At 70.0% G+C, this 24,407-nt stretch carries 26 protein-coding genes; 22 read left to right on the forward strand and 4 right to left on the reverse strand.

Annotated features, from left to right (window positions below; translation table 11 throughout):
* Positions 1-103: 103 nt before the first annotated feature.
* Entirely contained in the window at positions 104-352 is a 249-nt protein-coding gene (locus AB0N02_RS06325) for a hypothetical protein (protein WP_363943292.1), read from the reverse strand.
* A gap of 269 nt (positions 353-621) precedes the next feature.
* Here AB0N02_RS06325 and rpsP point away from each other — a divergent pair, with 269 nt between their 5' ends.
* From rpsP to dprA, 12 genes are all read left to right on the forward strand, one after another.
* Positions 622-1,074, forward strand: a complete 453-nt coding sequence (rpsP, locus tag AB0N02_RS06330; RefSeq protein WP_363943294.1) for a 30S ribosomal protein S16 — start codon at positions 622-624, stop codon at positions 1,072-1,074.
* A gap of 1 nt (position 1,075) precedes the next feature.
* Entirely contained in the window at positions 1,076-1,318 is a 243-nt protein-coding gene (locus tag AB0N02_RS06335) for an RNA-binding protein (RefSeq protein WP_012888562.1), read from the forward strand.
* A gap of 91 nt (positions 1,319-1,409) precedes the next feature.
* A complete protein-coding gene (gene rimM, locus AB0N02_RS06340) occupies positions 1,410-1,925 on the forward strand; it encodes a ribosome maturation factor RimM (protein ID WP_363943295.1) in 516 nt (171 codons plus the stop codon).
* Between the two features lie 2 nt (positions 1,926-1,927).
* A complete protein-coding gene (gene trmD / locus AB0N02_RS06345; protein ID WP_363943296.1) occupies positions 1,928-2,716 on the forward strand; it encodes a tRNA (guanosine(37)-N1)-methyltransferase TrmD in 789 nt (262 codons plus the stop codon).
* Positions 2,717-3,015: 299 nt separating this feature from the next.
* On the forward strand, positions 3,016-3,369 hold the full coding sequence (gene rplS / locus AB0N02_RS06350; RefSeq protein ID WP_363943297.1) for a 50S ribosomal protein L19: 354 nt from the start codon (positions 3,016-3,018) through the stop codon (positions 3,367-3,369).
* Positions 3,370-3,541: 172 nt separating this feature from the next.
* Positions 3,542-4,423: a signal peptidase I gene (gene lepB, locus AB0N02_RS06355; RefSeq protein ID WP_363943299.1), complete on the forward strand. Its 882-nt coding sequence runs from the start codon at positions 3,542-3,544 to the stop codon at positions 4,421-4,423.
* Positions 4,420-5,241, forward strand: coding sequence for a signal peptidase I (lepB, locus tag AB0N02_RS06360; RefSeq protein WP_363943301.1), 822 nt, complete (start codon positions 4,420-4,422; stop codon positions 5,239-5,241). The genes lepB (AB0N02_RS06355) and lepB (AB0N02_RS06360) overlap by 4 nt, the downstream gene beginning before the upstream one ends.
* Before the next feature lie 65 nt (positions 5,242-5,306).
* On the forward strand, positions 5,307-5,993 hold the full coding sequence (locus AB0N02_RS06365) for a ribonuclease HII (protein ID WP_363943302.1): 687 nt from the start codon (positions 5,307-5,309) through the stop codon (positions 5,991-5,993).
* A 39-nt stretch (positions 5,994-6,032) separates the two neighbouring features.
* A complete protein-coding gene (locus tag AB0N02_RS06370) occupies positions 6,033-6,356 on the forward strand; it encodes a DUF2469 domain-containing protein (RefSeq protein WP_030511723.1) in 324 nt (107 codons plus the stop codon).
* A 736-nt stretch (positions 6,357-7,092) separates the two neighbouring features.
* A complete protein-coding gene (locus AB0N02_RS06375) occupies positions 7,093-7,455 on the forward strand; it encodes a YraN family protein (RefSeq protein WP_363943304.1) in 363 nt (120 codons plus the stop codon).
* Between the two features lie 50 nt (positions 7,456-7,505).
* Entirely contained in the window at positions 7,506-9,080 is a 1,575-nt protein-coding gene (locus AB0N02_RS06380) for a YifB family Mg chelatase-like AAA ATPase (RefSeq protein ID WP_363943306.1), read from the forward strand.
* Positions 9,081-9,865: 785 nt separating this feature from the next.
* Positions 9,866-10,840: a DNA-processing protein DprA gene (gene dprA, locus AB0N02_RS06385; protein WP_363943307.1), complete on the forward strand. Its 975-nt coding sequence runs from the start codon at positions 9,866-9,868 to the stop codon at positions 10,838-10,840.
* A gap of 226 nt (positions 10,841-11,066) precedes the next feature.
* Here the strand turns inward: dprA and AB0N02_RS06390 are convergent, their stop codons facing one another.
* Positions 11,067-11,633: a M23 family metallopeptidase gene (locus AB0N02_RS06390; protein ID WP_363943309.1), complete on the reverse strand. Its 567-nt coding sequence runs from the start codon at positions 11,631-11,633 to the stop codon at positions 11,067-11,069.
* A 196-nt stretch (positions 11,634-11,829) separates the two neighbouring features.
* Between AB0N02_RS06390 and AB0N02_RS06395 the strand changes: the two genes are divergently transcribed.
* From AB0N02_RS06395 to AB0N02_RS06405, 3 genes are all read left to right on the forward strand, one after another.
* Positions 11,830-12,039, forward strand: a complete 210-nt coding sequence (locus AB0N02_RS06395) for a hypothetical protein (protein ID WP_363943310.1) — start codon at positions 11,830-11,832, stop codon at positions 12,037-12,039.
* Positions 12,040-12,207: 168 nt separating this feature from the next.
* Entirely contained in the window at positions 12,208-13,890 is a 1,683-nt protein-coding gene (locus AB0N02_RS06400) for a CoA transferase (RefSeq protein WP_363943312.1), read from the forward strand.
* Positions 13,891-13,950: 60 nt separating this feature from the next.
* Positions 13,951-15,297 carry an APC family permease gene (locus tag AB0N02_RS06405; RefSeq protein WP_363943313.1) on the forward strand — a complete coding sequence of 449 codons (1,347 nt, stop codon included), beginning with the start codon at positions 13,951-13,953 and terminating at the stop codon, positions 15,295-15,297.
* Here AB0N02_RS06405 and AB0N02_RS06410 read toward each other — a convergent pair.
* The gene (locus AB0N02_RS06410; protein ID WP_363943314.1) at positions 15,236-16,513 is read right to left on the reverse strand and encodes an MFS transporter; all 1,278 of its coding nucleotides are present in this window, start codon (positions 16,511-16,513) and stop codon (positions 15,236-15,238) included. The two genes, AB0N02_RS06405 and AB0N02_RS06410, sit on opposite strands and share 62 nt — an antisense overlap.
* 68 nt (positions 16,514-16,581) lie before the next feature.
* On the opposite strand from AB0N02_RS06410, the gene AB0N02_RS06415 reads away from it, so the two are divergent.
* The 6 genes from AB0N02_RS06415 to AB0N02_RS06440 all read left to right on the forward strand — a co-directional run bounded on the left by AB0N02_RS06415 (position 16,582) and on the right by AB0N02_RS06440 (position 22,042).
* Positions 16,582-17,184: a winged helix-turn-helix domain-containing protein gene (locus AB0N02_RS06415; RefSeq protein WP_363943315.1), complete on the forward strand. Its 603-nt coding sequence runs from the start codon at positions 16,582-16,584 to the stop codon at positions 17,182-17,184.
* A gap of 257 nt (positions 17,185-17,441) precedes the next feature.
* Complete coding sequence (gene rpsB, locus AB0N02_RS06420) at positions 17,442-18,383, forward strand: 30S ribosomal protein S2 (RefSeq protein WP_363943317.1); 942 nt, start codon at positions 17,442-17,444, stop codon at positions 18,381-18,383.
* 147 nt (positions 18,384-18,530) lie between these two features.
* A complete protein-coding gene (gene tsf, locus AB0N02_RS06425) occupies positions 18,531-19,364 on the forward strand; it encodes a translation elongation factor Ts (protein WP_363943318.1) in 834 nt (277 codons plus the stop codon).
* Between the two features lie 121 nt (positions 19,365-19,485).
* Positions 19,486-20,184, forward strand: a complete 699-nt coding sequence (gene pyrH / locus AB0N02_RS06430) for a UMP kinase (RefSeq protein WP_363943320.1) — start codon at positions 19,486-19,488, stop codon at positions 20,182-20,184.
* Between the two features lie 397 nt (positions 20,185-20,581).
* Positions 20,582-21,139: a ribosome recycling factor gene (gene frr / locus AB0N02_RS06435; RefSeq protein ID WP_363943322.1), complete on the forward strand. Its 558-nt coding sequence runs from the start codon at positions 20,582-20,584 to the stop codon at positions 21,137-21,139.
* 69 nt (positions 21,140-21,208) lie between these two features.
* On the forward strand, positions 21,209-22,042 hold the full coding sequence (locus AB0N02_RS06440; protein WP_363943323.1) for a phosphatidate cytidylyltransferase: 834 nt from the start codon (positions 21,209-21,211) through the stop codon (positions 22,040-22,042).
* Between the two features lie 24 nt (positions 22,043-22,066).
* On the opposite strand, the gene AB0N02_RS06445 is transcribed toward AB0N02_RS06440, so the two are convergent.
* Positions 22,067-23,149 carry a suppressor of fused domain protein gene (locus tag AB0N02_RS06445; RefSeq protein WP_363943325.1) on the reverse strand — a complete coding sequence of 361 codons (1,083 nt, stop codon included), beginning with the start codon at positions 23,147-23,149 and terminating at the stop codon, positions 22,067-22,069.
* Between the two features lie 73 nt (positions 23,150-23,222).
* On the opposite strand from AB0N02_RS06445, the gene rlmN reads away from it, so the two are divergent.
* The gene (gene rlmN, locus AB0N02_RS06450) at positions 23,223-24,347 is read left to right on the forward strand and encodes a 23S rRNA (adenine(2503)-C(2))-methyltransferase RlmN (RefSeq protein WP_363943327.1); all 1,125 of its coding nucleotides are present in this window, start codon (positions 23,223-23,225) and stop codon (positions 24,345-24,347) included.
* The last annotated feature ends 60 nt before the right edge of the window (positions 24,348-24,407 follow it).

Consider the following 24,407-nt stretch of genomic DNA (forward strand, 5'->3'; position numbering starts at 1 on the left):
TGCACCGGACGCTCCGGGGCCGCGCTGTGAACCGGACGCTCCCGGGCCGAGGCGCGGATCGGATCCCGGCCCGGCCGGGACCCGTCCCGGGGCGCGGGCCGGATCAGCCCGGCGGGCAGCCGGCCGGTGCCGACAGCATCCGCAGCAGCGCCCCGAGCGGAGGCGGCACCCCGTCGGCGCCGTCGCCGCATCCGTCCGGGGCGGGGACGGAAACGCTCCGGATCCCCTGTTCCGCCTCTCCCGTCCGGCCGAACTCGCCGGCGACGGCGCCGGCCCTCAGGGTGAGCGCGGTGCCCAGCACGGCGAGGGATCCGGTCGCGGCCAGCAGCAGGGGTCTCAGGGTGGTTGCCACGGCGGCCAATTAGCGCAGTGACCGGAGCCGCCCGGCGTCTTGGACACACGTGGCTTACCGAGATTTGCCCTTCGCCTGCCGTACGGAATGGTGTCGGGTTGACCTGGCACCCCCGTACGTCTGGCACAATGACATGTTGGAACATCGTGACCACGCGGGTGCCCTCTCACCCCCGCATGCCGCGCCTGTCCCTTGAACGGTCCTCTCCTCGTAACCCCACTCGATGAGACGTCGTTCACCCACGCTCTAATGCAGGAGAGACCACACCAGTGGCAGTCAAGATCAAGCTCAAGCGGCTCGGCATGATCCGCAACCCGCAGTACCGCATCGTCATCGCCGACAGCCGCACCAAGCGTGACGGCCGGGCGATCGAGGAGATCGGCCTGTACCACCCGAAGGAGACCCCCTCGCGCATCGAGGTCGACTCCGAGCGGGCGGCTTACTGGCTGGGCGTCGGCGCGCAGCCGACCGAGCCCGTGCTGAAGCTCCTCAAGCTCACCGGTGACTGGCAGAAGTTCAAGGGCGAGGCTGCTCCGGCTCCGCTCAAGGTGGCCGAGCCCAAGGCCGACCGCCACGCCGCCTACGAGGCCGCGGCCAAGGAGACGCTGTCCCTGGACAACGCCACCACGCCGAGGAAGTCGGCCAAGAAGACGGTGAAGGCCGACGAGCCGGCCGCCGAGGCCGAGCCGGTTGCGGAGGAGAAGCCGGAAGGCGAGGCCTGAGGTGCTCGAGGAGGCCCTCGAGCACCTGGTGAAGGGCATCGTCGAACACCCTGACGAGGTCCAGGTTCACGCCCGCCGCATTCGCAGCGGACGTGTGCTTGAGGTTCGGGTTCACCCCGAGGACCTCGGTAAGGTCATCGGCCGTGGCGGCCGCACGGCCAAGGCGCTCCGCACCGTCGTGAACGCTCTGGGCGACGGCAAGTACGTCCGGGTCGACCTGCTCGACCTGAACGAGGCCCGCTAGCCGACACGAGATCCATCGAGTGAACGGGTCACCCACGCAGCGTGGGTGACCCGTTCGCTTTTCCGACACACGATCATCTTGGGAGGCGGGCGTGCAGCTTGTCGTAGGCCGGATCGGCCGTCCCCACGGGCTCCGCGGCGACGTGTCCGTCGAGGTGCGCACCGACGACCCCGACCGGCGTTTCGCCCCCGGGGCGGTCATCGCGACCGACCCCGCGTCCGCGGGCCCGCTCGTCGTCGAGTCCCGGCGCTGGCACTCGGGGATCCTGCTGGTCAGGTTCCAGGGGGTGGGCGACCGCGACCGCGCCGAGGACCTCAGAGGCACCATGCTCGTCATCGACTCGGCGGACATCCCCCCGTCGGAGGACCCCGACGAGTTCTACGATCACCAGCTCATCGGCCTGGCCGTCGTCACCCCCGGCGGAGAGCGGGTCGGCGAGGTGTCCGACGTGCTCCACCACGGCCAGGACCTGCTCGTCGTACGGCGCGGCCGGGACGAGGTCTACGTGCCGTTCGTCAAGGCGCTGGTCCCTGTGATCGACCTGGAGAAGGGTGTCCTCGTCGTGGACGGGCCCGCCGGCCTGCTCAACCCGGACGAGGCCGTCTGAACATGCGCGTCGACGTGATCTCGATCTTCCCCGAATACTTCGCCCCGCTCGACGTCTCCCTCATCGGCAAGGCCCGTGAGCGCGGCATCCTGGACGTCCATCTCCACCAGCTGCGCGACTGGGCCCACGACGTGCACCGCACCGTGGACGACACCCCCTACGGCGGCGGCCCCGGCATGGTCATGAAGCCCGATCCGTGGGGCGAGGCCATCGACGCGGTCCTGGCGGCCGACCAGGCCGCGCTGCCCAGGATCATCGTGCCGACCCCGAGCGGCGTGCCCTTCACCCAGCGGCTCGCGATGGAGTACGCCGCCGAGCCGTGGTTGCTGTTCACGCCCGCCCGCTACGAGGGCATCGACTCCCGGGTCATGGCGGAGTACGGCTCGCGGATGCGCGTGGACGAGGTCAGCATCGGCGACTACGTGCTGGCCGGGGGTGAGGTCGCGGTGCTGGTGATGATCGAGGCCGTCGGGCGGCTGCTGCCCGGGGTGCTCGGCAACGCCCGCTCCGCCGTGGACGACTCGTTCGCGCCGGGAGCGATGGAGAACCTCCTGGAAGGTCCCGTTTACACCAAACCTCCGGAGTGGCGGGGGCGCGGGGTCCCGGAGGTCCTGCTTTCCGGGCACCACGGCAGGATCGCCCGGTGGCGGCGGGACGAGGCGCTGCGCCGTACCGCGAAGAACCGGTTCGAGCTGCTGGCCGCGCTCGATCCGGAGAGCCTGGACAAGCACGACCGGCAGGTTCTGGCGGAGCTCGACATCCCCGCCCGGCCCGTCTCCGGGGGCGACTGACCGGGCGCGGCCGAGAGGACTGATCTTCCCGGCGGGAGCGGTGACCGGTACGTCCAAGGGGTGGGGCCGGGGCCGTCGAGGGGAGTCGCCTCGCGCGTCCTGACGCGCTGATTTCCGGTCGGTCGTGAAAATATGGCAGACTGAAGCGTTGCCGCTTACTGTCCACGGGTTGGCGCGCGCTGTCGGACGGACAGGTCCGACTCCAAGACACATTCGATCCAGCACGTGTGTCCATCGCGATGCCGCCCGGCGCGGCCGGATGGACCTCCACGCGCTCGCCTAAATGAGGTACCACTGCCATGCACACGCTGATCAGCGAGCTCGAGAAGTCCTCGCTCCGCACCGACATCCCGGCTTTCCGCCCCGGTGACACGCTTGAGGTTCACGTCCGGGTCATCGAAGGCAACCGGTCCCGTGTCCAGGTGTTCAAGGGCTTCGTCCTGCGCCGCCAGGGCAGTGGCGCCCGTGAGACCTTCACCGTTCGCAAGGTCAGCTACAGCGTCGGCGTCGAGCGCACCTTCCCGGTGCACAGCCCGGTCATCGAGAAGATCGTTCTGGTGACCCGTGGCGACGTCCGCCGCGCCAAGCTCTACTACATGCGTGAGCTGCGCGGCAAGGCCGCTCGCATCCGCGAGAAGCGCGAAGCCCGCTAAAGCGCGGAGCCCGCTAAGACGTCCGCGTCGTGCCGTTCTGGCCCGTCCACCCTTGCCGGTGGGGCGGGCCAGTCGCATGCAGGAGGGTTTGACCTCTTATGGCGGACCCATAGCTGTCAGGTAACCAGCAGGGAGCCCGGCCGGGACTCCGCATCATCTAGGCTCGTCAGCGATGATTAGCGAAGACCGGGAGTCCGGCGCCGCTCCGCGTCGACCTGCCGAAGACGAGGTGGGCGTGGTCGCCGAAGAAACCCAGAAGACAGCCAAGGACGGCAAGAAGGGCTCCTTCTGGAAGGAGCTCCCCGTCCTGATCGTCGTCGCGCTGGTCCTCGCGCTGATAATCAAGACCTTCGTGATCCAGGCGTTCTACATCCCGTCCGAGTCGATGGAGAACACCCTCCTGACCAACGACCGCGTCCTGGTGAACAAGCTCGTCTACCACGTCCGCGACATCGAGCGCGGTGACGTGGTGGTGTTCTCCGGCGTGGACTCCTGGGACGGCGAGGTGCGGCTCGAGGAGCCGTCGAACCCGGTTGCCGGGTTCTTCCGCTGGGTCGGCACCGCCTTCGGCGTGGTCCCCGGTGAGAAGGACTACATCAAGCGCGTCATCGGCGTGCCTGGCGACACCGTGAAGTGCTGTGACGCCAAGGGACGTGTCACGGTCAACGGGGTCCCCCTCGATGAGAAGAGCTACCTCCACCCCGGTGACGCGCCGTCCCAGAGGTTCTTCGAGGTCAAGGTCCCGCAGGACCGTCTGTGGGTGATGGGCGACCACCGCTTCGTCTCCCTCGACTCCCGCTCCCATCTGGGCGACCCCGGCGGCGGGACCATCCCGATCGACAAGGTGATCGGCCGGGCCTTCGTGATCGTGTGGCCGTTCTCCAGGGCGGCGATCATCCCCATTCCCCCAACCTTCAACCAGCCGGCTCTCAAGGCCGTGGCCGTCGCGACGGAGGCGGTTCCCTACGCCGCCGGTCTCGCGGGGGCCGTGCCGCTGATCCTGTGGCGGCGGCGTCGCCGGCTTTCGACTCGAGGCGGTAGCCGTACGTCATGACCGTGGAACCCGACAACAGGTCCGTTGCCCCCGACAGCGAGCCCGGCGGAGACAACGGCGGAGAGAAGCACACCGGAGGCCCCCGCGCCGAGAAGGGCGCGGCGGCCTCCGACGCGGACAGGCCCGGCACCGGAGCGTCCGGTGAGGACAGGGCCGGTGAGGACAGGTCCGGCACCGAGGTGATCGGTGTCGGCGGGCACGTGGAGGAACCCGGCAAGGACGGGAAAGGCGGCAAGGACGGGAAAGGCGGGAGGAAGGCGTCGTCCGGCAAGGGCGGCGCGCGCGAGTCCCTGCTTCTCGTCGCCGGCGGTGTGGTGGTGGCGCTGCTTTTGCAGGTGTTCGTCTTCCAGACCTTCCGCATCCCCTCCGAGTCCATGGAGCACACCCTCGAAGTGGGCGACCGCGTGGTCGTCAACAAGTTCCACGGCGACACCGAGCGCGGCGACGTGGTGGTCTTCACGGGCTGGCGCGGCGGTGACACCATCAAGCGGGTCATCGCGGTCGGCGGCGACACCGTGAAGTGCTGCGACGACCAGAAGCGGATCACCGTCAACGGCGTGCCGCTCGACGAGAAGGACTACCTCTACCCCGACGACTTCCCCTCGGGCTCCAAGTTCGAGAAAGTCGTGCCGAAGGGGCGGCTGTGGGTCATGGGCGACCACCGCTCGGCCTCGGGTGACTCGCGCTCGCACGAGAAGACGGAAGGGGAGGGCACGATTCCCGAGAGCGCGGTGGTCGGCCGGGCCTTCGCGATCATCTGGCCGCTCTCCAGGGCGGGCCTGCTGTCGACGCCGGAGACCTTCACCAAGGTGAGATAGCCAGTACCGAATGGTCCGGTTGGGGCGTACTCTCTGCTCATGGTCCCTATGTGTGCCGTGGTGTCATGACGGTTGCGTTCCGTCCCACGCCCAGCGTGGTCCGGCGAGACTCAGGGCTGTACGGCTATGAGCGGGCTCTCGCACGCCGTGGACTGGGGCCGGTGGCCGGAGTCGACGAGGCGGGCAGGGGGGCCTGTGCGGGGCCCCTGGTGGTCGCGGCGGTGGTGCTCGGGCGCAGGATCGAGGACCTGAACGACTCCAAGGCGCTGACGGCCTCCCGGCGGGAGACGCTGTACGAGCGGATCACCGCGACCGCCGAGGCGTTCAGCGTGGTGGTGATCCCACCGGAGGAGATCGACGCGCGTGGTCTGCACAGGTCCAACATCGAGGGCATGCGCCGGGCGGTGGCGCGGCTATCCTGTGATCTTGGTTACGTGCTCACCGACGGCTTTCCCGTCCCGGGCCTGCCGGTGCCGTCGCTGGGCGTGTGGAAGGGGGACCAGGTGGCGGCCTGCGTCGCGGCGGCCTCGATCGTGGCGAAGGTGACGCGGGACAGGATGATGACCGCACTCGACGAACACCATCCCGTGTACGGCTTCGCCGTGCACAAGGGGTATGGCACCGTGGGGCATCGCAGAGCGCTCCAGAGGCACGGTCCGTGTCCGGCTCACCGTTTCTCGTTCGCGACGGTGGCGCGGTCAGGGACGGATGAGGTGATGGGTGAAAATGAAATGGGGGCCGGTGTCGCCTGATCTGGCGGCTCGGGAAGGGCGTGTGACAGGAGGACCGGTATGAGCGCAGAGGATCTCGAAAAGTACGAAACCGAGATGGAGCTGCAGCTTTACCGTGAGTACCGCGACGTGGTCGGGTTGTTCACCTATGTCGTCGAGACCGAGCGGCGCTTCTATCTCACGAACTCCGTCGACCTGGACGTCCGTACGGCTGAGAACGGTGACGTGTTCTTCGACGTGAAGATGCAGGACGCGTGGGTCTGGGACATGTACCGGCCCGCGAGGTTCGTCAAGAACGTCCGCGTGGTCACCTTCAAGGACGTGAACGTCGAGGAGCTGGCCAAACCCGACCTGGAGATGCCCAAGGAGGGCTTCTCGAGCTGAGATTCCTCACGACCCGCGAGCCTCCCGCGGACCCGTCCCTTCAGGGACCTCCCGCGGGATCTCGCCGGCTGTCCGGGGGAGGGGTCCCCACACCGGCCTGCCGGTGACCCGGGACCTCCCGGACCCGGAAGCCCGGGGTCGGGCGCCGCGCCGGGTTCCCGGACGTGCTTTCCGCGGGCCGCGCCTCTCCCGGGGGCGGGTTCCAGAGGAGGCTCCTTTCCCGCCGGGGTGCCGTGGGGCCCGCGCACGACGCGGTCGGACGCGGCAGGGGAGACGGGCGGAAGGGCCGGTGCCGGGGCTCTGCCAAGAAGGCGGCCCCGTGGCACGAGCGGGCGATCGATTCGTCCGGGGAGAAAAGACCGCCGCCGTGGCTACGGTACGTGTCGGCCGTTCGGGACGGCCCTGCCCAGAATCAGATTCGCGATGCGCAGCAGCCGGACGATGTAGGTGCGTCCTTCCTCGCTGCGGACACGCGGCTTGATCCAGCGCAGGTCCCGGGCGCAACTGCTGAGGATACGACGTTGCCCGGCGTCCAGGACACCGCGCTGGTGACCGACGTAGTGTGAGGGCGTTCCTCCCGGCTGAGAACGGAACGCCGGGCTGAGGCTTCGGCGGACGGGGCCAGGGCGTGTTTTCCACAGGCGTGACCCGTGCTCGGCCCGATATCCACAGAACCCGTTCGGGCTCCCCGGGACCGGGGTGAGGTGAGCGAAGGTCTGGGACCGGAGGTGGTTCCATGACCGCGAAAGACGATCTCGGCAGGCATGGCGAGCAGATCGCCGTCGACTATCTGCTGGCCCACGACATGCAGATCCTGGATCGCAACTGGCGATGCTCCGACGGGGAGATCGACGTGGTCGCCCGTGAGGGGCGCACGCTCGTCGTGGTGGAGGTGAAGACCCGCTCCGGCCGGAGCCACGGGACCGCCTTCGAGGCGGTCAACGAGGCGAAACTCGCCCGTCTGCGCAGGCTCGCGGCCAGGTGGCGGGGTGAGCAGGGCGAACGGAGCGAGCGGTTCGACGCGATCCGCATCGATGTCATCGCCCTGGAGCGGTTCGCCGGAGACTTCACCCTCCGCCACGAACGAGGGATGTGCTGAATGCCTCCCCGAATGTCGTGGACCGTGCGCCAGGCCCGAGAGGGGGCGTGATGACCGTCGCACGCACCCGCTGCGTCGCCCTGCTCGGGGTGACGGGTCACACCGTCGACGTCGAGGCCGACGTCGGCAACGGCATGGCGGGCATGCATCTCATCGGCATGCTGGACACCGCGCTCAGCGAAGCGCGCGACCGGGTTCGCTCGGCCGTGGTCAACAGCCGCTACGCGTGGCCCGACGCCCGCATCACCGTCAGCCTGTTTCCCGCCAGCCTCCCCAAGCGGGGCAGCATGTTCGATCTGGCGATCGCCGTCGCCCTGCTCGCGGCGGCCGGGTTCGTGCCCGCCGCCAGGGTGGCCCGGCCGTTCTTCCTGGGAGAGCTCGCTCTCGACGGGTCGCTGAGACCCCTGCGCGGGGTGCTTCCCGCCGTGATGGCGGCCGCCGCCGCCGGGGCCGGCACGGTCGTCGTTCCCGCGCGCAACGCCGCCGAGGCCGCTCTCGTGCCCGGCGTGACGGTGATCCCCGCCGCCACCCTGGGCGAACTGGTGAGCTGGCTGCGCAGCGACGACCCGGTCAACGTGCCCATGATCGAGGATCTCCGGCGGCAGGACGGGCCCGCCGAGCCCGCCGTCACCTGGCTGTCCTCGCCCGCGAAGGACGGCGGGGTCGTCCCGGATCTGGCGGACGTGGCGGGTCAGCCCTTCGCCCGCCGGGCGCTGGAGGTCTGCGCGGCCGGAGGGCACAACCTCTGGATGCTGGGACCACCGGGCACCGGCAAGACGATGCTCGCCGAACGCCTGCCCGGCCTGCTTCCGTCCCTGGAGCCGGAGCAGGCACTGGAGGTCACCGCGATCCACTCCGTCGCCGGAACCCTGCCCGAGGACCGCCCGCTGCTGACCAGGTCACCGTTCGTGGCACCCCACCACACCGCGACCGTCGCGGCGGTCATCGGCGGAGGCAGCGGAGCGATCAGGCCCGGTGCGGTCTCGCTCGCCCATCGGGGAGTCCTGTTCCTCGACGAGGCCCCCGAGTTTCCCACGACCGTGCTCGACTCGCTCAGACAGCCGCTCGAGTCGGGCACGGTGACGGTCTCCAGGGCGATGGGATCGGTGATGTTCCCCGCCAGATTCATGCTGGTCCTGGCCGCGAACCAGTGCCCGTGTGCGCGGCCGTCCAGCCCCGAGGACCCGTGCCGGTGCACTCCGACGACCCGTCGCCGCTATCTGGCCAGGCTTTCGGGCCCGCTGCTGGACCGGGTCGACGTCAAGATCACGCTCTATCGCTCGACCCGGCGTGAGCTCCTGGCCGACCGCCGGTTCATCGAGCCGAGCCGGGTGGTGGCCGAGCGGGTGCTCGCCGCCCGCGAACGCGCCGCCAGACGGCTGGCGGCCACACCCTGGCGGTGTAACGCGGAGGTGCCGGCCCAGGCCCTGCACACCGACTACCGGCCGGCGCCCAGGGCGATGACCCCTCTGCTGAAGTGTCTCGACAGCGGAGAGCTGAGCGCCAGGGGACTGGATCGAACACTCAGGGTCGCCTGGTCGCTCGCCGACCTCGCGGACAAGAGCATGCCCGAGGTCACCGAGACCAACGCGGCACTCGGACTGTGGCTGGGAGTGGAGCGATGAACGATCGGCTCGCGCGGATCACCCTGATGCGGGTGGCCGAACCGGGCGACGCGGTGATGGGCGGGATCGTCGCCGCCCACGGCCCGGAGGCCGCCGTCGAGCGGATCAGCCGGGGACGCCCGGACCCGGAGCTCACCCGCTGGTTCGCGAACCTCCACGGCTCAGGATCACCCGGCCCGCAGGACACGTGCGAGGTCGAGGACGGCCCGCACGGCATCGGTTCGCGGGATGTGCGCGAGATCGGGTCCGGTGTGTACGGCGCCGGTTCGCGGGATGTGCGTGAGGCCGGGTCCGGTGTGTACGGCGCCGGTTCGCGGGGTGCGCGTGAGGCCGGGTCCGGTGTGTACGGCGCCGGTTCGCGGGGTGCGCGTGAGGCCGGGTCCGGTGTGTACGGCGCCGGTTCGCGGGATGTGCGTGAGATCGGGGACGGAGCGTACAGCGCCGGTTCGCGGGATGTGCGTGAGGCCGGGCGCGGTGTGTGTGACACCTGCCGCGCTCGTTCCGGGGCGGATGGTGCCTCCGGTGCCCGGGCTGGGATGAGCGGTGCCCGCGGTGCCCGGTCCGGGGTGGAGGACGTTTCCGATGATCGGGCCGGGGCGAACGGTGTCCATGGTGAGTGCTCAAGTGTCCGTGGTTTCTGCTCAAGGAGGGAGGATGTTTCCGGGGCCGAAGCCGGGGGCGGGGGTGAGATGAGCGGTGTCCGCGGTGCCCGGTCCGATGCGGCGGACGCTTACGGCGTCTCCTCCCGATCGAGGGACGACCACGTCGCGGCTAAGTTCGCTCGGATGCTCGCCTCCTGGGCGGCCCGTTTCGAGACGGCCGATCCCGCTCGGGATCTGGCCGAAGGGGAGCGTTGCGGGGCCCGGCTGGTGATTCCCGGAGACTCCGAATGGCCGACCCAGCTGGACGACCTCGGAGACCGTCGCCCCTACGCCCTCTGGCTTCACGGGGAGGCGGACCTGCGTTTCTCCTGCCTTCGGTCCGTCGCCGTCGTCGGTTCCCGGGCGGCCACGCCGTACGGCACGCATGTCGCGACGGAGTTCGGAGCGGGGTTGAGCGAGCGCGGCTGGACCGTCGTGTCGGGCGGCGCCTACGGCATCGACGGGGCGGTCCACCGCGGCGCCCTCGCATGTGAGGCGCCGACGGTCGCGGTGCTCGCCTGCGGTACCGACGTCACCTATCCCAGCGCACACCACGACCTGTTCGCGGCCGTGCGGTCGCAGGGCCTCCTGGTGAGCGAGTCACCGATGGGCGTCCGGCCCACCCGGCCACGTTTCCTGATTCGCAACCGGCTCATCGCCGCGCTGTCCAGGGGAAGCCTGGTGATCGAGGCGGCGGTGCGCAGCGGGGCCCTGAACACCGCCGGACACGCCGTTTCGCTGAACCGGGTCCTGGCCGTCGTGCCGGGGCCGGTGACCTCGGAGACCTCGGCCGGATGCCATCGGCTGATCCGTCAGGGCAAGGCTGTCTGCGTCACCTCCCCCGAGGAGATGATCGAGCTCGTCGGCGTGATGGGCGACGACCTGGCCCCCGAACAGCGAGGTCCGGTGTTTCCCCATGACCTGCTGAACTCGGAGACCCGCAGGGTCCTGGAAGCCATGCCCATCCGCATCGGGGTCGGTCCGGCCACGATAGCGGTGACCGCAGGCGTGGACATGGAGACCGTGCTGTCCTGCCTGGGCGGACTGGCCGCCGCCGGATACGTCGAACGCGTCCCCAAAGGCTGGCGCCTGCGTTCCGGCGGACCTTCCGGAGGATAGACATGCCGTTGCGACGGGGGCAGCGAAGGGCCCGGCACTTGCTGTGACGGGGAAGCCGGGGGCAGGGTCTTGTGGCAAGGGGCTGGAGAGGGTCATCTCTGGCGAGGTTTCGGGGCATGCCTCGCTGAGGGGCATGCTCTCTCCCGTTGACATCCGTTGATCGCCTCGGAAGCCTCTCCGGAGCCCTTGTGTCGGCGACCGGTGAGAACCGCTCCTCCCCTCTCACTCATGGTTCGTCTCGTTCACGGTTCGTCGGCCAGATGGGAAGCAGCCTGACCTGGCCATGCCCCAGTAGGAGCAGTGGGTCGAGATAGAAGTGATCCCGGAGCAGGCCCCAGTGCAGGCAGCCGGTCGGGCAGTGACCGGGAAGATCCTGGACTATGCCGATGACCTCACCCCGGGCCACCGTCTGGCCGTGCCGTACCGATGGATGGACGGGCAGATAGGTGGTTCGCAGACCGCCGGGATGGAGCACCGTCACCACGTCGCGCTCGGCGAGCGGCCCCGCGTAGCCGATCGTTCCGGCTCCTGCGGCGCGCACCTCCGCACCAGGGGACGCGGCGAGGTCGACTCCACGGTGACCGGTCAGCCATGGCTGTGCCGGGGGTGCGAAGCCCCGGAGCACGCGGGGGTGTCCCGTGAGCGGCCAGTCCCATTTGTGCGAGGGATCGGCTGCTTTCCGGAGATCCGTCGGAGTGATCGTGGCATGGGTGCTTCCGGTCCCCGTTCCCAGGGCGGTGAGCAACAGCGCAGACAGCAGGGTGCGTATCCCAGAGGCGCGGAGGAGATTCACGTGTTCGAGGATGAGAGACCTTTGTCGGCTCCGGGTGGACCGAACCGGATTCTGTGGACAGGTGGAGAGAGAACGCCGGGGGTGTGGGCGGGATGAGGCCGGGAGACGAACGGGAGCGGTGAGGGAGTGGGGGAGCGGGGAGATGTGAACGAAGGGGACGGGAGCGGGATATGGGCGAACGGCGATGGAGGTGGCGGTGGCGGTGGAGGTGGCGATGAGGGGGGCGGTGGTGGGAGGCGATGAGGGTGAAGGGATGGGGGAGTGGTGGACAGGGGTGAGACGAAGGTGGAAGACGGCGATGAAGGTGGCGGTGGTGAGGAGAGACAGGGGGGAGGGGAGCGAGATGAGAGCGGGAGGTGAGGGGGAGATGGTGATGAAGGTGGTGGTTGGGGGAGATGGGAGTTAAGGACGGCAGGCGGGAGTGATGGGTGGGAGTGGGATGAAGGTGGGGGATGGGTGGGAAACGGTGGTGAAGGGTGATGAAGGTGGCGGTGGTGGGGTGGGTGAGATGAGGCGAGGAGATGGAGATGCGGGTGAGACGAGTTCGGGTGGGAGGGGCGGGGTGGAGGAGCGCGTGCGGGAGTTGGCCGCCGGAGTGGGGGTCGAGCTGCCGCCGCTCCGGGTAACCGGCGCGGACCCCGTGTTGCCGTCCGTCTTCCGCGTCGGTACGGCCGCGGCCGTCACGGTGGGAGCCGTCACCGCGACGGCCGCGAAGCTCTGGGGAGGTGCGCGGGAGGCCGAGGTGGACGTACGGGAGGCGGCGGTCGCCTTCAGGGACGAGCGTCACTTCGAGATCGACGGGGTCGCGCAGGGCGGATGGGCCCCGCTCTCCGGCGACTACCGGAGCGCCGACGGCTGGGTCCGGCTGCACTGCAACTTCGACCATCATCGCGACGCGGCCCTCGTGGTTCTGGGACTGCCCTTGGACGCCGACCGGGACGCCGTCGCCCGGGCATGTGCGGGCCGCGAGGCCGTCGAGATCGAGGAGGCGGTGACGGCCGCGGGAGGCTGCGCGGCCGCGATGCGAAGCGCCGCCGAATGGCGGACGCATCCTCAGGGGCGGGCGCTCGCCGGATTGCCGCTCGTCGGCGTCGGCCGGATCGACGTCGCCGGGCGCGGGCCCGATCACGAGGGGACAGGGCGGCCGGAGAGCGGTGGTGGGGCGGAACGGTCCGACGGCGGATGGTCCGGACGGGCGGGGCATGGTGACGAGGGGACAGGGCGGGGGCGTGGGGATGCGGGGTCTGTGCCGGGGGAGCGCGACGCCGGTGGGGTGGGGCGGGGAAGCGGTGATGACGAAGGACCGGGACGGCTGTGGCGTGGTGGCGAGGGGCTTGGGCGGGGGGCGGTTGGTGTCGAGCGGCTGGGGTGGGGGCGTGGTGGTGATGGGGGGTCTGTGCCGGGGGAGCGTGACGCCGGTGGGGTGGGGCGGGGAAAAGGCGGTGCCGGACGGTCGGGATGGATGGAACGCGGTGGCGAGCGGATGGAGCGGGGACGGCCGTTGGGCGGGCTCAGGGTGCTGGATCTGACACGGGTGATCGCCGGGCCGGTGGCCACGCGGACGCTCGCCGCCCACGGGGCACAGGTCCTCAGGGTGGGGGCCGGGCATCTGCCCGAGGTTCCGGGGGTGGTGATCGGTACGGCGTTCGGGAAACGGTCCTGCCATCTCGACCTGAGGACCCCGGCCGGTGCCGCCGCACTGCGCGACCTGGTCGCGGAGGCGGACGTGTTCGTGCAGTCCTACCGGCCCGGCGCCCTGGAAGCACTGGGCTTCGGCCCCCGGGAACTGGCCGCGATCAGACCGGGGATCGTGTGCGTCGACGTCTCGGCGTACGGCTCGCACGGCCCCTGGGCGGGCAGGCGGGGGTTCGACAGTCTGGTCCAGATGGTGTGCGGCATCGCCCACGAGGGCGGGGACGGCTCCCGGCCGCTTCCCCTCCCCGCCCAGGTTCTCGACCACGCCACCGGTTACCTGGCGGCCTTCGGCGCGATGGCGGCCCTGCTGCGCCGGGCGGCCGAGGGCGGTTCCTGGAGGGTCGAGGTGTCGCTGGCCAGGACCGCGCTGTGGCTCGACTCCCTCGGCCGCGTCGACGGCGGGGACACGCCGGATCCGGAGGTCGCCGACCTGCTCCGCGAGATGGACAGCCCTTTCGGCAGGCTGACCTACGTCAGGCCGCCCGGAACGATCGACGGGGCCTCGCCGTACTGGGCGAGCCCGCCGCCGGGGCGGGGGAAGCACCCGCCCGCCTGGTGGTGAGGCGGTCCTCGTAGCCTCGAACAGGGGGAGGGCTGCCCGGCTTCGGACAGGGGTGGTGACGTGGGAGCACAGGGTGGGCTGCGCCGTACGCTCTCGGCTCGGGATCTGATCGTCTACGGGCTGCTGTTCATCGGGCCGCTGGCCCCGGTCGGGGTGTTCGGGGTGCTCGACGCCAGGAGCCTGGGCGCGGTCGCGCTTGTCTACGTCATCGCCACGATCGCCATGGCGTTCACCGCTCTCTCCTACGCCGAGATGTCGCGGGTCGTGCCGAAGGCGGGGTCGGTGTTCGCCTACGCCTCGGCGGGGCTGGGGCCGAGGGCCGGGTTCCTGGCGGGGTGGCTGGTCATGCTCGACTACATGCTCATCCCGAGCGTGGCCTACCTGTTCTCCGGGATCGCGCTGCACGCGCTCTTCCCGTCGGTCCCCGCCTGGGCGTTCACGGCGCTGGCCTTCGTGTTCACCACCGCGCTGAACGTCTCCGGCGTACAGCTGGCCGCCCGTGTGGGCATGGTCGTGCTGCTGTCCGAGATCGTGGTGCTGGCCCTGTTCGTGGTCATGGCGGTGGCCGCGCTGGTCACCGAGGGGCCGGTCCGGCCGTGGCTGTCGCCGTTCGTCGGGGTGGGCGGGACCACGCTCGCCGCGGTGATCGGAGCCGTCTCCGTGGCGGTGCTGTCGTTTCTGGGCTTCGACGCCATCGCCTCGTTCGCCGAGGAGACGACCGGTGACTCCCGCCAGGTGGGGCGGGCGGTGCTGCTCTGCCTGGGGGTCGCGGGCGTGCTGTTCGTGCTCCAGACCTACCTGGCGGGGCTGCTGGACCCGATCAGCCCGGCGGAGCTGGCCGCGCACCCGGCGGCGCAGGGCGTCACCTTCTACGAGGTGACGGACCGGTCGGTCGCGCCCTGGCTGGCGGGTCTGATGAAGGTCGCCAAGGCGGTCGGGCCCGCGTTCGCCGCGATGACCGCGGTGGCGGCTGCGGGGCGGCTGCTGTACGGCATGGCCAGGGACGGCGGGCTGCCCCGCGCGCTATCGTCGGTCGACGCCGGGTCGGGGACGCCCAGGGTGGCGTTGCTCAGCGCGGGGGCGGTCACGCTGGTGGTCTCCGTCTGGGCGGCGAGCAGGCCCGACGGTCTCGACGTGCTGGTCTCGGTCGTGGACATCGGGGCGCTGGCGGCGTTCACGATGCTGCACGTGTCTGTGATCGGATATTTCAGGATCCGGCGGGGAAGCCGTGACCTGTGGCGGCATCTGGCGGTGCCTGTCGCGGGCGCGCTCGTCGCGGTCTGGGTCATCGTCCTGGCCTCCTCCCTCGCCAAGCTGGTCGGTGTGCTCTGGCTGGCCGCCGGGTTCATCGTCCTCGCGGTGCGCGGGCGCGGCCCAGGGGGGAGAGCCAGATCCACGGGATCGTGAGCGCGACCCCGGCCGCGCCGATCCACAGCACCGGGCGCAGTCCCAGCAGTTCGCCGAGCAGGCCGCCGGCGAGGCCGCCGAGGGTGAGGACGCCCTGGACGGTGAAGGTGTTGGTGGCGTTGACCCGGCCCCGCAGCTCGGCGGGGGTCTCCCGCAGGACGACGGCGCTGAAACAGACGGCGAAGGAGAGGATGGCCATGCCGGTGACCAGCCCGCTGACGGCCAGGAGCAGGGACGTGGCCCACAGGGCTTCCGGGGCGGCGGTCGCCGCGATCACGTAGTTGAGCGGGAAGAACAGCGTCGCGCAGGCCAGCACCCGGTTCTCGCCGAACCGCCCGGCCAGGCGCGGGGCGGCGGCCGCGCCCGCCAGGCCGCCGACGCCGAAACAGGCGAAGAGCACGCCGATCAGCCCGGCGGGCAGGCGGAGCTCGGTGAGCGCGTAGATCATGAACACCGCGTTGTAGGCGGCGGCGAAGAAGTTCGTGATCGCTCCGCATCCGCAGAGCGCCCGGAGCGCGGGGTTGCCCGTCACCGCGCGCAGGCCCTCGTGGATCTCGGTCCACATGCCGCGAGGGGGAGGCGGGGTGTGGTTCTCCGGGGCCCGGATGCCCTTGATCAGGAACGCCGAGACCAGGAAGGACACCGCGTCGAACAGGATCGCGAACGGCGCGGTGAACAGCTGGACGAGTAGCCCCGCGAGGCCGGGACCGCAGACGGAGGCGAGGGAGTAGACCGAGTGCATGCCCGCCAGGGCCTCGGTCCGCTGGTTCTCCGGGACGACCACGGTCAGGTGCGGGAAGCTCGCCGCCCGGAAGATCACGGTTGCGGTGCCGACGACGAACGCCGTCGCGATCAGCCAGGGCACCGTCAGCACCCCGATGCCCCAGGCGAAGGGAATCGTGGCCATGGCCAGTGCCGACGCCGCCTCACAGGCGATCATGACCGGCCGGTGGCGGCTGAGCCGGTCGGCGATCGCGCCCGCCTGGAGCCCGAACATCAGGAAGGGCAGCGAGGCCGCGGCGGTGAGCGCGCCCATCTCGGCGGGTGAGGCACCGAGCAGGGCGGCGGCGGTCAGCGGCACGGCCAGAAGGGAGATCGCGCCGCCGGTCTCCGAGGTGATGCGGGCGGACAGCAGCAGCCGGTAGTCACGCTGCCTGCGCAGCGGGACCGTCTGGGGCATGGGGGACGAGGCCGTTTCCTGAAGGGAATGCTTCATAACTCTGAAGGTAATCCTTCACGGTTATGAAGGCAATCCTTCAGATCTGGAGTGGGTACGGTTTGCACATGACCCAGGCACGCGAGCCGCTCACCGATCCCGTGGCGATGCGCGCGCTCGCCCATCCCGCACGGCTGGCGATCCTGAACCGGCTCCAGGTCGAGGGGCCCGCGACCGCGACCGAGGTCGCCGCCGTCGTCGGCGTCACCCCCAGCGCGGCCAGCTACCACCTGCGCATGCTCGCCAAGTACGGCTTCGCCGAGGACGCGCCCGCCCGGGGCGACGGCCGGGAACGCGTGTGGCGCCGGACCAACGGCGCCCTGTCCGTCGCCCTCGACCCGGACGACGGCCCCGAGGCGCGGGCGGCCAAGGACCTGCTGATCAGGGCCATGCGCGGCCAGGCGGACGAGGAGGTGGCCCGCGCCCTGGACAACGCCGACCGCGAGTCCCCCGAGTGGCGCGAGGCGTCGGTGTTCACCCGTACGGCCCTGCTGGTCGACGCCGAGGAGCTGCGGGAGCTGCACAGGCGGATCGAGGAGCTGATCGCCCCCTACGCGATCACCGAGAGGGACCGGACCCGGGCTCCGGCGGGGGCGCGGGTCTCCGAGGCTCAGATCAACCTCTTCCCGCGGGCCGAGCGACGTCCGCACGGGCTGCCCCGCGACCGGTAGGATCCACGGGCGCTTTCCCGTGGCTGACCGGGCAGGGAAGGCAAGCTGAGGTCAGCGTGAGGCCCGGCTGAGGGTACACTTTTCGATGGCCTGTCACTGGCGGGCCGACTTCGCATGCCCCGTCAAGAACCGTCCACTCGGTCCGGGTGAGAGCCCGGCTGGAGTCGGTTCGGAGCATCAGGGCGGCGGTCGAGGACCGTCGCGTCAAACCGAGAACAGCGCCCAGCGATGGGCGCTCCGACCTGGAGGACAATCACATGTCCACCCCCGTCGTCACCATGCGACAGCTCCTTGAGAGCGGCGTCCACTTCGGTCACCAGACTCGTCGCTGGAACCCGAAGATGAAGCGCTTCATCTTCACCGAGCGCAACGGCATCTACATCATCGACCTGCAGAAGTCGCTGTCCTACATCGACAGGGCCTACGACTTCGTCAAGGAGACCGTCGCGCACGGCGGCACGATCATGTTCATCGGCACGAAGAAGCAGGCCCAGGAGGCCATCGCCGAGCAGGCCGCGCGCGTCGGCATGCCCTACGTCAACCAGCGCTGGCTGGGCGGCATGCTCACCAACTTCTCCACCGTGCACAAGAGGCTTCAGCGCCTGAAGGAGCTCGAGGAGCTCGACTTCGACAACGTGGCCGGCTCGGGGCTCACCAAGAAGGAGCTCCTCATGCGCCGCCGCGAGAAGGAGAAGCTCGAGCGCACCCTCGGCGGCATCCGCGACATGTCCCGTGTTCCCAGCGCGGTGTGGGTCGTCGACACCAAGAAGGAGCACATCGGGATCAGCGAGGCCCGTAAGCTCAACATCCCGGTCGTCGCGATCCTCGACACCAACTGCGACCCGGACGAGGTCGACTACCCGATCCCGGGTAACGACGACGCCATCCGCGCCGTCGGCCTGCTGACCCGCGTCGTCGCCGACGCCGTCGCCGCCGGCCTCATGGCCCGCGCCGGTGTCAACCGCGGCGACGACAAGCCGGCCGTCGCCGGTGGCGCCGAGCCGCTGGCCGAGTGGGAGCAGGAGCTGCTCGCTCGCCCCGAGGCCGCTCCGGCCGCCGAGGCCGAGGCTGCTCCGGCCGCTGAGGCCGAGGCTGCTCCGGCCGCCGAGAACGACGCCGACGCCGAGGTCGCCGCTCCGGCCGCCGAGGCCGAGGCTGAGGCCGCCGCTCCGGCCGACGAGGCCGACAAGCAGGCCTAGGCCTCTCCCGTACGGCGCAGCCGTACGACCCGCAAGGCTCTTTCCGGGTGGGTGCGCTCCCCAAGGAGGGCACCCACCCGATCCACCCAGCCACCTGATCTCATGCCGACTTCTGAGATCAGTGATGATCCCCGCGAGGAAAAGACAATGGCTTCCGTGAACATGGCCGACGTCAAGCGGCTTCGTGAGCTGACCGCCGCCGGCATGATGGACTGTAAGAAGGCTCTGGAGGAGTCCGAGGGCGACTTCGACCGCGCCGTCGAGCTCCTGCGTCTCAAGGGCGCCAAGGACGTCGGCAAGCGCGAGGCCCGTACCGCCTCCAACGGCCTGGTCGCCCTCCAGCAGGACGGCGACTCCGCCGCCGCGCTGCTCGAGCTCAACTGCGAGACCGACTTCGTCGCCAAGGGTGAGCGCTTCCAGGAGCTCGCCGCCCAGGTCGTCGAGCACATCCTGGCCACCAAGCCGGCCGACGTGCCCTCCCTGCTGGAGTCCGAGCTCGACGGCAAGTCCGTCAAGGAGCAGCTGGACGAGGCCAACGCCGCGCTCGGCGAGAAGATCGAGATCCGTCGGTTCGCGGTGCTGGAGGGCGGCTTCATCGGCGCCTACATGCACAAGACCGACCCGCAGCTTCCGCCGACCGTCGGCGTTCTGGTGCAGCTCGACACCGCCAACGCCGAGGTCGCCAAGGACATCGCGCAGCACGCCGCCGCGATGGCCCCGAAGTACCTCAACCCCGCCCAGGTCCCCGCGGACGTCATCGAGAAGGAGCGCGCGCTCTTCGAGGAGATGACCCGCGAGGAGGGCAAGCCGGAGGCCGCCATCGCCAAGATCGTCGATGGCCGCATCAACGGCTGGTACAAGGACTTCACGCTGCTTGAGCAGGCATTTGTCAAGGACAACAAGAAGTCCATCGCGAAGTACGCCGGCGAGAACGGCGTCGAGGTCCAGGGCTTCGTCCGTTACAAGGTCGGCCAGGCTTAGGCTTGACCCAGCTTCTCTCACCAGAGCGCTAAACGAGGAGGCCGCCGCCGTGCAGGAGAACTCAGAACCCGCTACGTCGGCGGTTTCGTCGTACGCGGGCCCGCTTCGCTGGAAGCGCGTCATGTTGAAGCTGTCCGGCGAGGCATTCGCCGGCGGCGAGCCGCTGGGCATCGACCCTCGTGTCGTCGGCCAGCTGGCCGACTCGATCGCCGAGGCGGTCCACGAGGGTGTCCAGGTCGCTGTCGTGGTCGGCGGCGGCAACATGTTCCGCGGCGCGGCCATGTCCGAGCGAGGAATGGACCGCGCCAGAGCCGACTACATGGGCATGCTCGGAACGGTCATCAACTGCCTGGCCCTCCAGGACTTCCTGGAGAAGCGCGGCATCGACACCCGCGTTCAGACGGCGATCACCATGCAGCAGGTCGCAGAGCCCTTCCTGCCCCGTCGCGCCATCCGCCACCTGGAGAAGGGGCGCGTGGTCATCTTCGGGGCCGGGCTCGGCTCGCCGTTCTTCTCCACCGACACCTGCGCCGCCCAGCGTGCGCTGGAGGTCGGTGCCGAGGCGCTGCTCAAGGGCACCCAGGTGGACGGCGTCTACGACGCCGACCCCCGGAAGAACCCCGACGCCGTCCGGTTCGACCACCTCGAATATGGTGAGGTGCTGACCCGCGGTCTCGGTGTCATGGACGCCACCGCCATCAGCCTGTGCATGGACAACGGCCTGCCCATCGTGGTCTTCGACCTCATGGGCGAGGGCAACATCCTCCGGGCGGTACGCGGTGAGAAGATCGGCACGCTGGTGAGTCCGGCAGGGAAATAGGGAGCGAGCCTGACGGAGCGAGCGAAGTGGTGCGCGACGGAGGAGCGTCCCGCGGAGTGAGTGAGGAATGGTGAGTGACCCAGAGAACGGGGAGCGAGCCTGACGGAGCGAGCGAAGTGGTGCGCGACGGAGGAGCGTCCCGCGGAGTGAGTGAGGAATGGTGAGTGACCCAGGGAACGGGGAGCGAGCCTGACGGAGCGAGCGAAGTGGTGCGCGACACAGGAGCGTCCCGCGGAGTGAGCGAGGAATGGTGAGTGACCCAGAAGACGGGGAGCGAACCTGACCGCGGCGAGTGGAGCGGGGGCGGCACAGGCCGGCCGGAGGGGTGCCTCCGGTGGGACGGCGTTCCGCGAAGCAGGTGTGGAATGGTGAGTGACCGATAAGGCAGGGAGCCGCTGTGATCGACGAAACTCTCTTCGAAGCCGAAGAAAAGATGGAGAAGGCCGTGTCTGTGGCGAAGGAGGACTTCGCCAGCATTCGCACGGGCCGCGTCACCCCGTCGATGTTCAACAAGATCAGCGCTGAATACTACGGTGCTCTGACGCCCATTCAGCAGCTGGCCTCGTTCCATGTCCCCGAGGCTCGCATGGTGATCATCCAGCCTTTTGACAAGGGCTCGATGGCCGCGATCGAGAAGGCGATCCGCAACTCCGACCTTGGCGTGAACCCGGGCAACGACGGCCAGATCATCCGGGTGGTCTTCCCCGAGCTGTCGGAGGAGCGCCGCAAGGAGTACATCAAGGTCGCCCGGGGCAAGGCGGAGCAGTCCAGGGTCTCCATCCGCAACATCCGCCGCCACGCCAAGGAGAGCCTCGACAAGATGGTCAAGGACAGCGAGGTCGGTGAGGACGAGGCCCGTCGCGCCGAGAAGGAGCTCGACGACCTCACCCAGAAGCACGTCGCCAAGATCGATGAGCTGCTCAAGCACAAGGAAGCCGAGCTGCTCGAAGTCTGAGCCGTGGTCCTTGTCCCGCACGGGTCCTTCCGCGCGGGGCAAGGATTTTGCGTATGAGAGTGGGACCCCTTGGAATCTGCGGCGGGCGGTAGCCGTACAGGCCGGAACCTTCCCGTCGCGATCGCGGTGGGCGTCGGTCTGGGAGCGGTCATCATCGCCTCCCTCTATTTCGTCGAGTGGCTCTTCCTGGCCGTGGTGATCGCGGCGGTGGGCATCGGCGTGACGGAACTCGTCAAGTCGTTCGCGGCCAGGGACATCAACGTCCCGGTGATCCCCGTCCTGGTCGGGATGGCCGCCATGATCTGCGGTGCCTACTGGGGCAGGGAGAACGGGCCCGCCTGGCTGGTCGGCATCTTCGCGATGACCGTGCTCGTGCTGATGGTCTGGCGGATGTTCCAGGGAACCGAGGGCTACGTCCGCGACGTCTCCGCGACCGTCCTGGTCACCGTCTATCCCTCGCTGCTCGCCGGATTCGTGGCGCTCCTGCTCGCCGATCCCCACCATGGGGCGGACCGGGTGGTCGTCTTCATCGCCACCACGGCCGCCAGCGACATCGGCGGTTACTTCGCGGGCATCTCCTTCGGCAAACACAAGATGTCGCCGCTGATCAGCCCCAAGAAGACCTGGGAGGGCTTCGCCGGCTCCGCGCTGGCGTGCATGGCCGTGGGCGGCTGGCTGGTCGCGTGGCTGCTGGAGAGCGACGTCTGGAAGGGCGTGCTGATCGGCGCGGTCGCGGTGGTCTTCGCCACGCTGGGAGACCTTGTCGAGTCGGTGATCAAGCGGGATCTCGGCGTCAAGGACCTGGGTAGTGTGCTGCCCGGTCACGGCGGTCTGATGGACCGTCTCGACTCCCTCGTCGCCGCGTTGATCCCGGTCTGGGCGCTGCTCACCCTGCTGGTGTGAGCGACGGCAGGGACCGGCGGTGTGTCACCCCGTTCCGGTGAGCCTGGCCGCGGAGAGGCGTGGCAGCAGCGCGCGGTAGCCCGCCTCCACGACCAGGTCCAGCTCCTCCGCGGTGATCGGGACCAGCCACAGCCACTGCACGGCCTCGCCGCCGAAGACGAAGCCCGACAGGTCGGGCAGGCCGGGCAGCCCGGCCAGCATGATGACGCCGTTGTAGGCGGAGCCGAGCGGGAAGGTGTCGGGCCGGTGGTACCACTTCGCGGTGTGCCCGTGGCCCAGCCAGGTGACCGAGTGCCAGGGGTACTGGCCGAGCCAGAGGAAGAGCCGGGCGGCGTCGCGCGCGTCGCCCGGGGTGGCGACGGCGAGCTCCACCCGGGCGCAGGCCTCGGGGCGTTCGATGTACTGCTCCACGGTGGGCATCGGCTGGCAGCTCATGCCCACCGTGGACAGGATCGTGTACTCCCGGTCCCGCTCGGGCGGCCGTTCGGTGACGCCGACCGCGGGCAGCCGCTCGCCGCCCGCGTCCCAGAACCTGCCCGCCGTCCCGACCGTCCGGTCCAGATGGCCCATCACGAACTGCTGGAACGTCGCCCAGGACCCGTCGCCGCCGCGCCAGTCCCAGTAGGCGCGGGCCTTGGCCAGCCGGGGAGCCAGGCCCTCCAGGGCCTCCTCCAGGGACCAGGCGAACGGGGACTCGCCCATCGCGTCACGGGAGTAGCCCGGCATGCCCCGGCTCATGTCGGCCCAGCCAGGAATGACCGCGAGCAGCTCGTCGTTCTCGTACAGGGCGACGCCGTCGCCCTCCTCGAACCACAGCGAGCGCAGCTCGCCCAGCGGCGGCCTGCCGTCGGGGTGCCGGGTGTTGGCCCTGGCGGCCACCGGAGGCAGTTCCGGGTCGAGGCCGGCCGGGTCGACCGTCTCCGGAGCGGGACGATGGTTGGCCAGCCATACCGCTCCGTGCACCGTGCCCTGAGGCCCGCACAGGTAAGCTACCGAGGAGGTCTCGTCGCGTTCGACCACCAAGGTGCGGCTTCCGTAGGGATTGGCGTCGGTGAACACGACCTCGACGCCGTCTCCCCGCTCGCCCGTGGAGCGGATTGTCGCCATACCTCCGGACTCTAGATCAAAGGGCGAGCACCGCTTCGAGTATTCGCGTAACCGTCGAGAGAAGGCTTTGGACGTGTCGACTGCCAGCCCGGCCGGAACCCCCGCCCCCGGCCAGCTCACCTTCGTGGCGCCCCGCCGGGCGAAACCCGCGCGCCACCTGGCCGACCTGACCATGGCGGAACGCCGGGCCGCGGTCGCCGAGCTGGGCGAGAAGCCGTTCCGCGCCGACCAGCTCTCCCGCCACTACTTCGAGAAGCTCAACGGCGACCCCGCGCTGATGACGGACCTGCCGGCCGCCGCCAGGGAGAAGTTCGCCACCGCGCTGTTCCCCAGGCTGCTGACCTCGGTGCGTGAGCTGACGACCGACGCGGGCACCACCCGCAAGACCCTGTGGCGGCTGTTCGACGGCGCGCTGGTCGAGTCCGTCCTGATGCGCTACTCCGACCGGACGACCATGTGCGTGTCCTCCCAGGCGGGCTGTGGCATGAACTGCCCGTTCTGCGCCACCGGTCAGGCGGGCCTGACCCGCAACATGACCACCGCGGAGATCGTCGAGCAGGTCGTCGCCGGGGCACGGGCCCTGGCAGAGAACCAGGTCCCCGGCGGTCCCGGGCGGGTCAGCAACGTCGTCTTCATGGGGATGGGCGAGCCGCTGGCCAATTACAGGGCCGTGGTCGGAGCCGTGCGCCGGTTGGTCGAACCCGCCCCCCACGGCCTGGGCATCTCCGCCCGGGGCGTCACGGTCTCCACCGTCGGCCTGGTCCCGGCGATCGGCAAGCTCGCCGACGAGGGCCTGCCGGTCACGCTGGCGCTGTCCCTGCACGCGCCCGACGACGAGCTCCGCGACACCCTGGTGCCGATCAACACCCGCTGGAAGGTCGCCGAGGTCCTCGACGCGGCCTGGCGCTACGCGGCCAAGACCAAGCGGCGCGTCTCCATCGAGTACGCCCTGATCAAGGACATCAACGACCAGGAGTGGCGGGCCGACCTGCTCGGCAAGCTCATCAGGAACAAGCTCGTGCACGTCAACCTGATCCCCCTCAACCCCACTCCGGGCTCCAAGTGGACCGCCTCGCGCCCCGAGGACGAGCGGGCCTTCGTCCGCCGCCTGGAGTTCCACGGCGTCCCGGTGACCGTCCGCGACACCCGGGGCCGCGAGATCGACGGCGCCTGCGGCCAGCTCGCCGCCGCCGAGTAACCCGGCCTCCGGGACACACCGTCGCCGCCCCGACCGCGCGGGGGCTTGGGGCGGTGGTGC

Origin of the sequence: Streptosporangium sp. NPDC051022, assembly GCF_040683035.1 — a bacterium.
Classification (GTDB): Bacteria; Actinomycetota; Actinomycetes; order Streptosporangiales; family Streptosporangiaceae; genus Streptosporangium.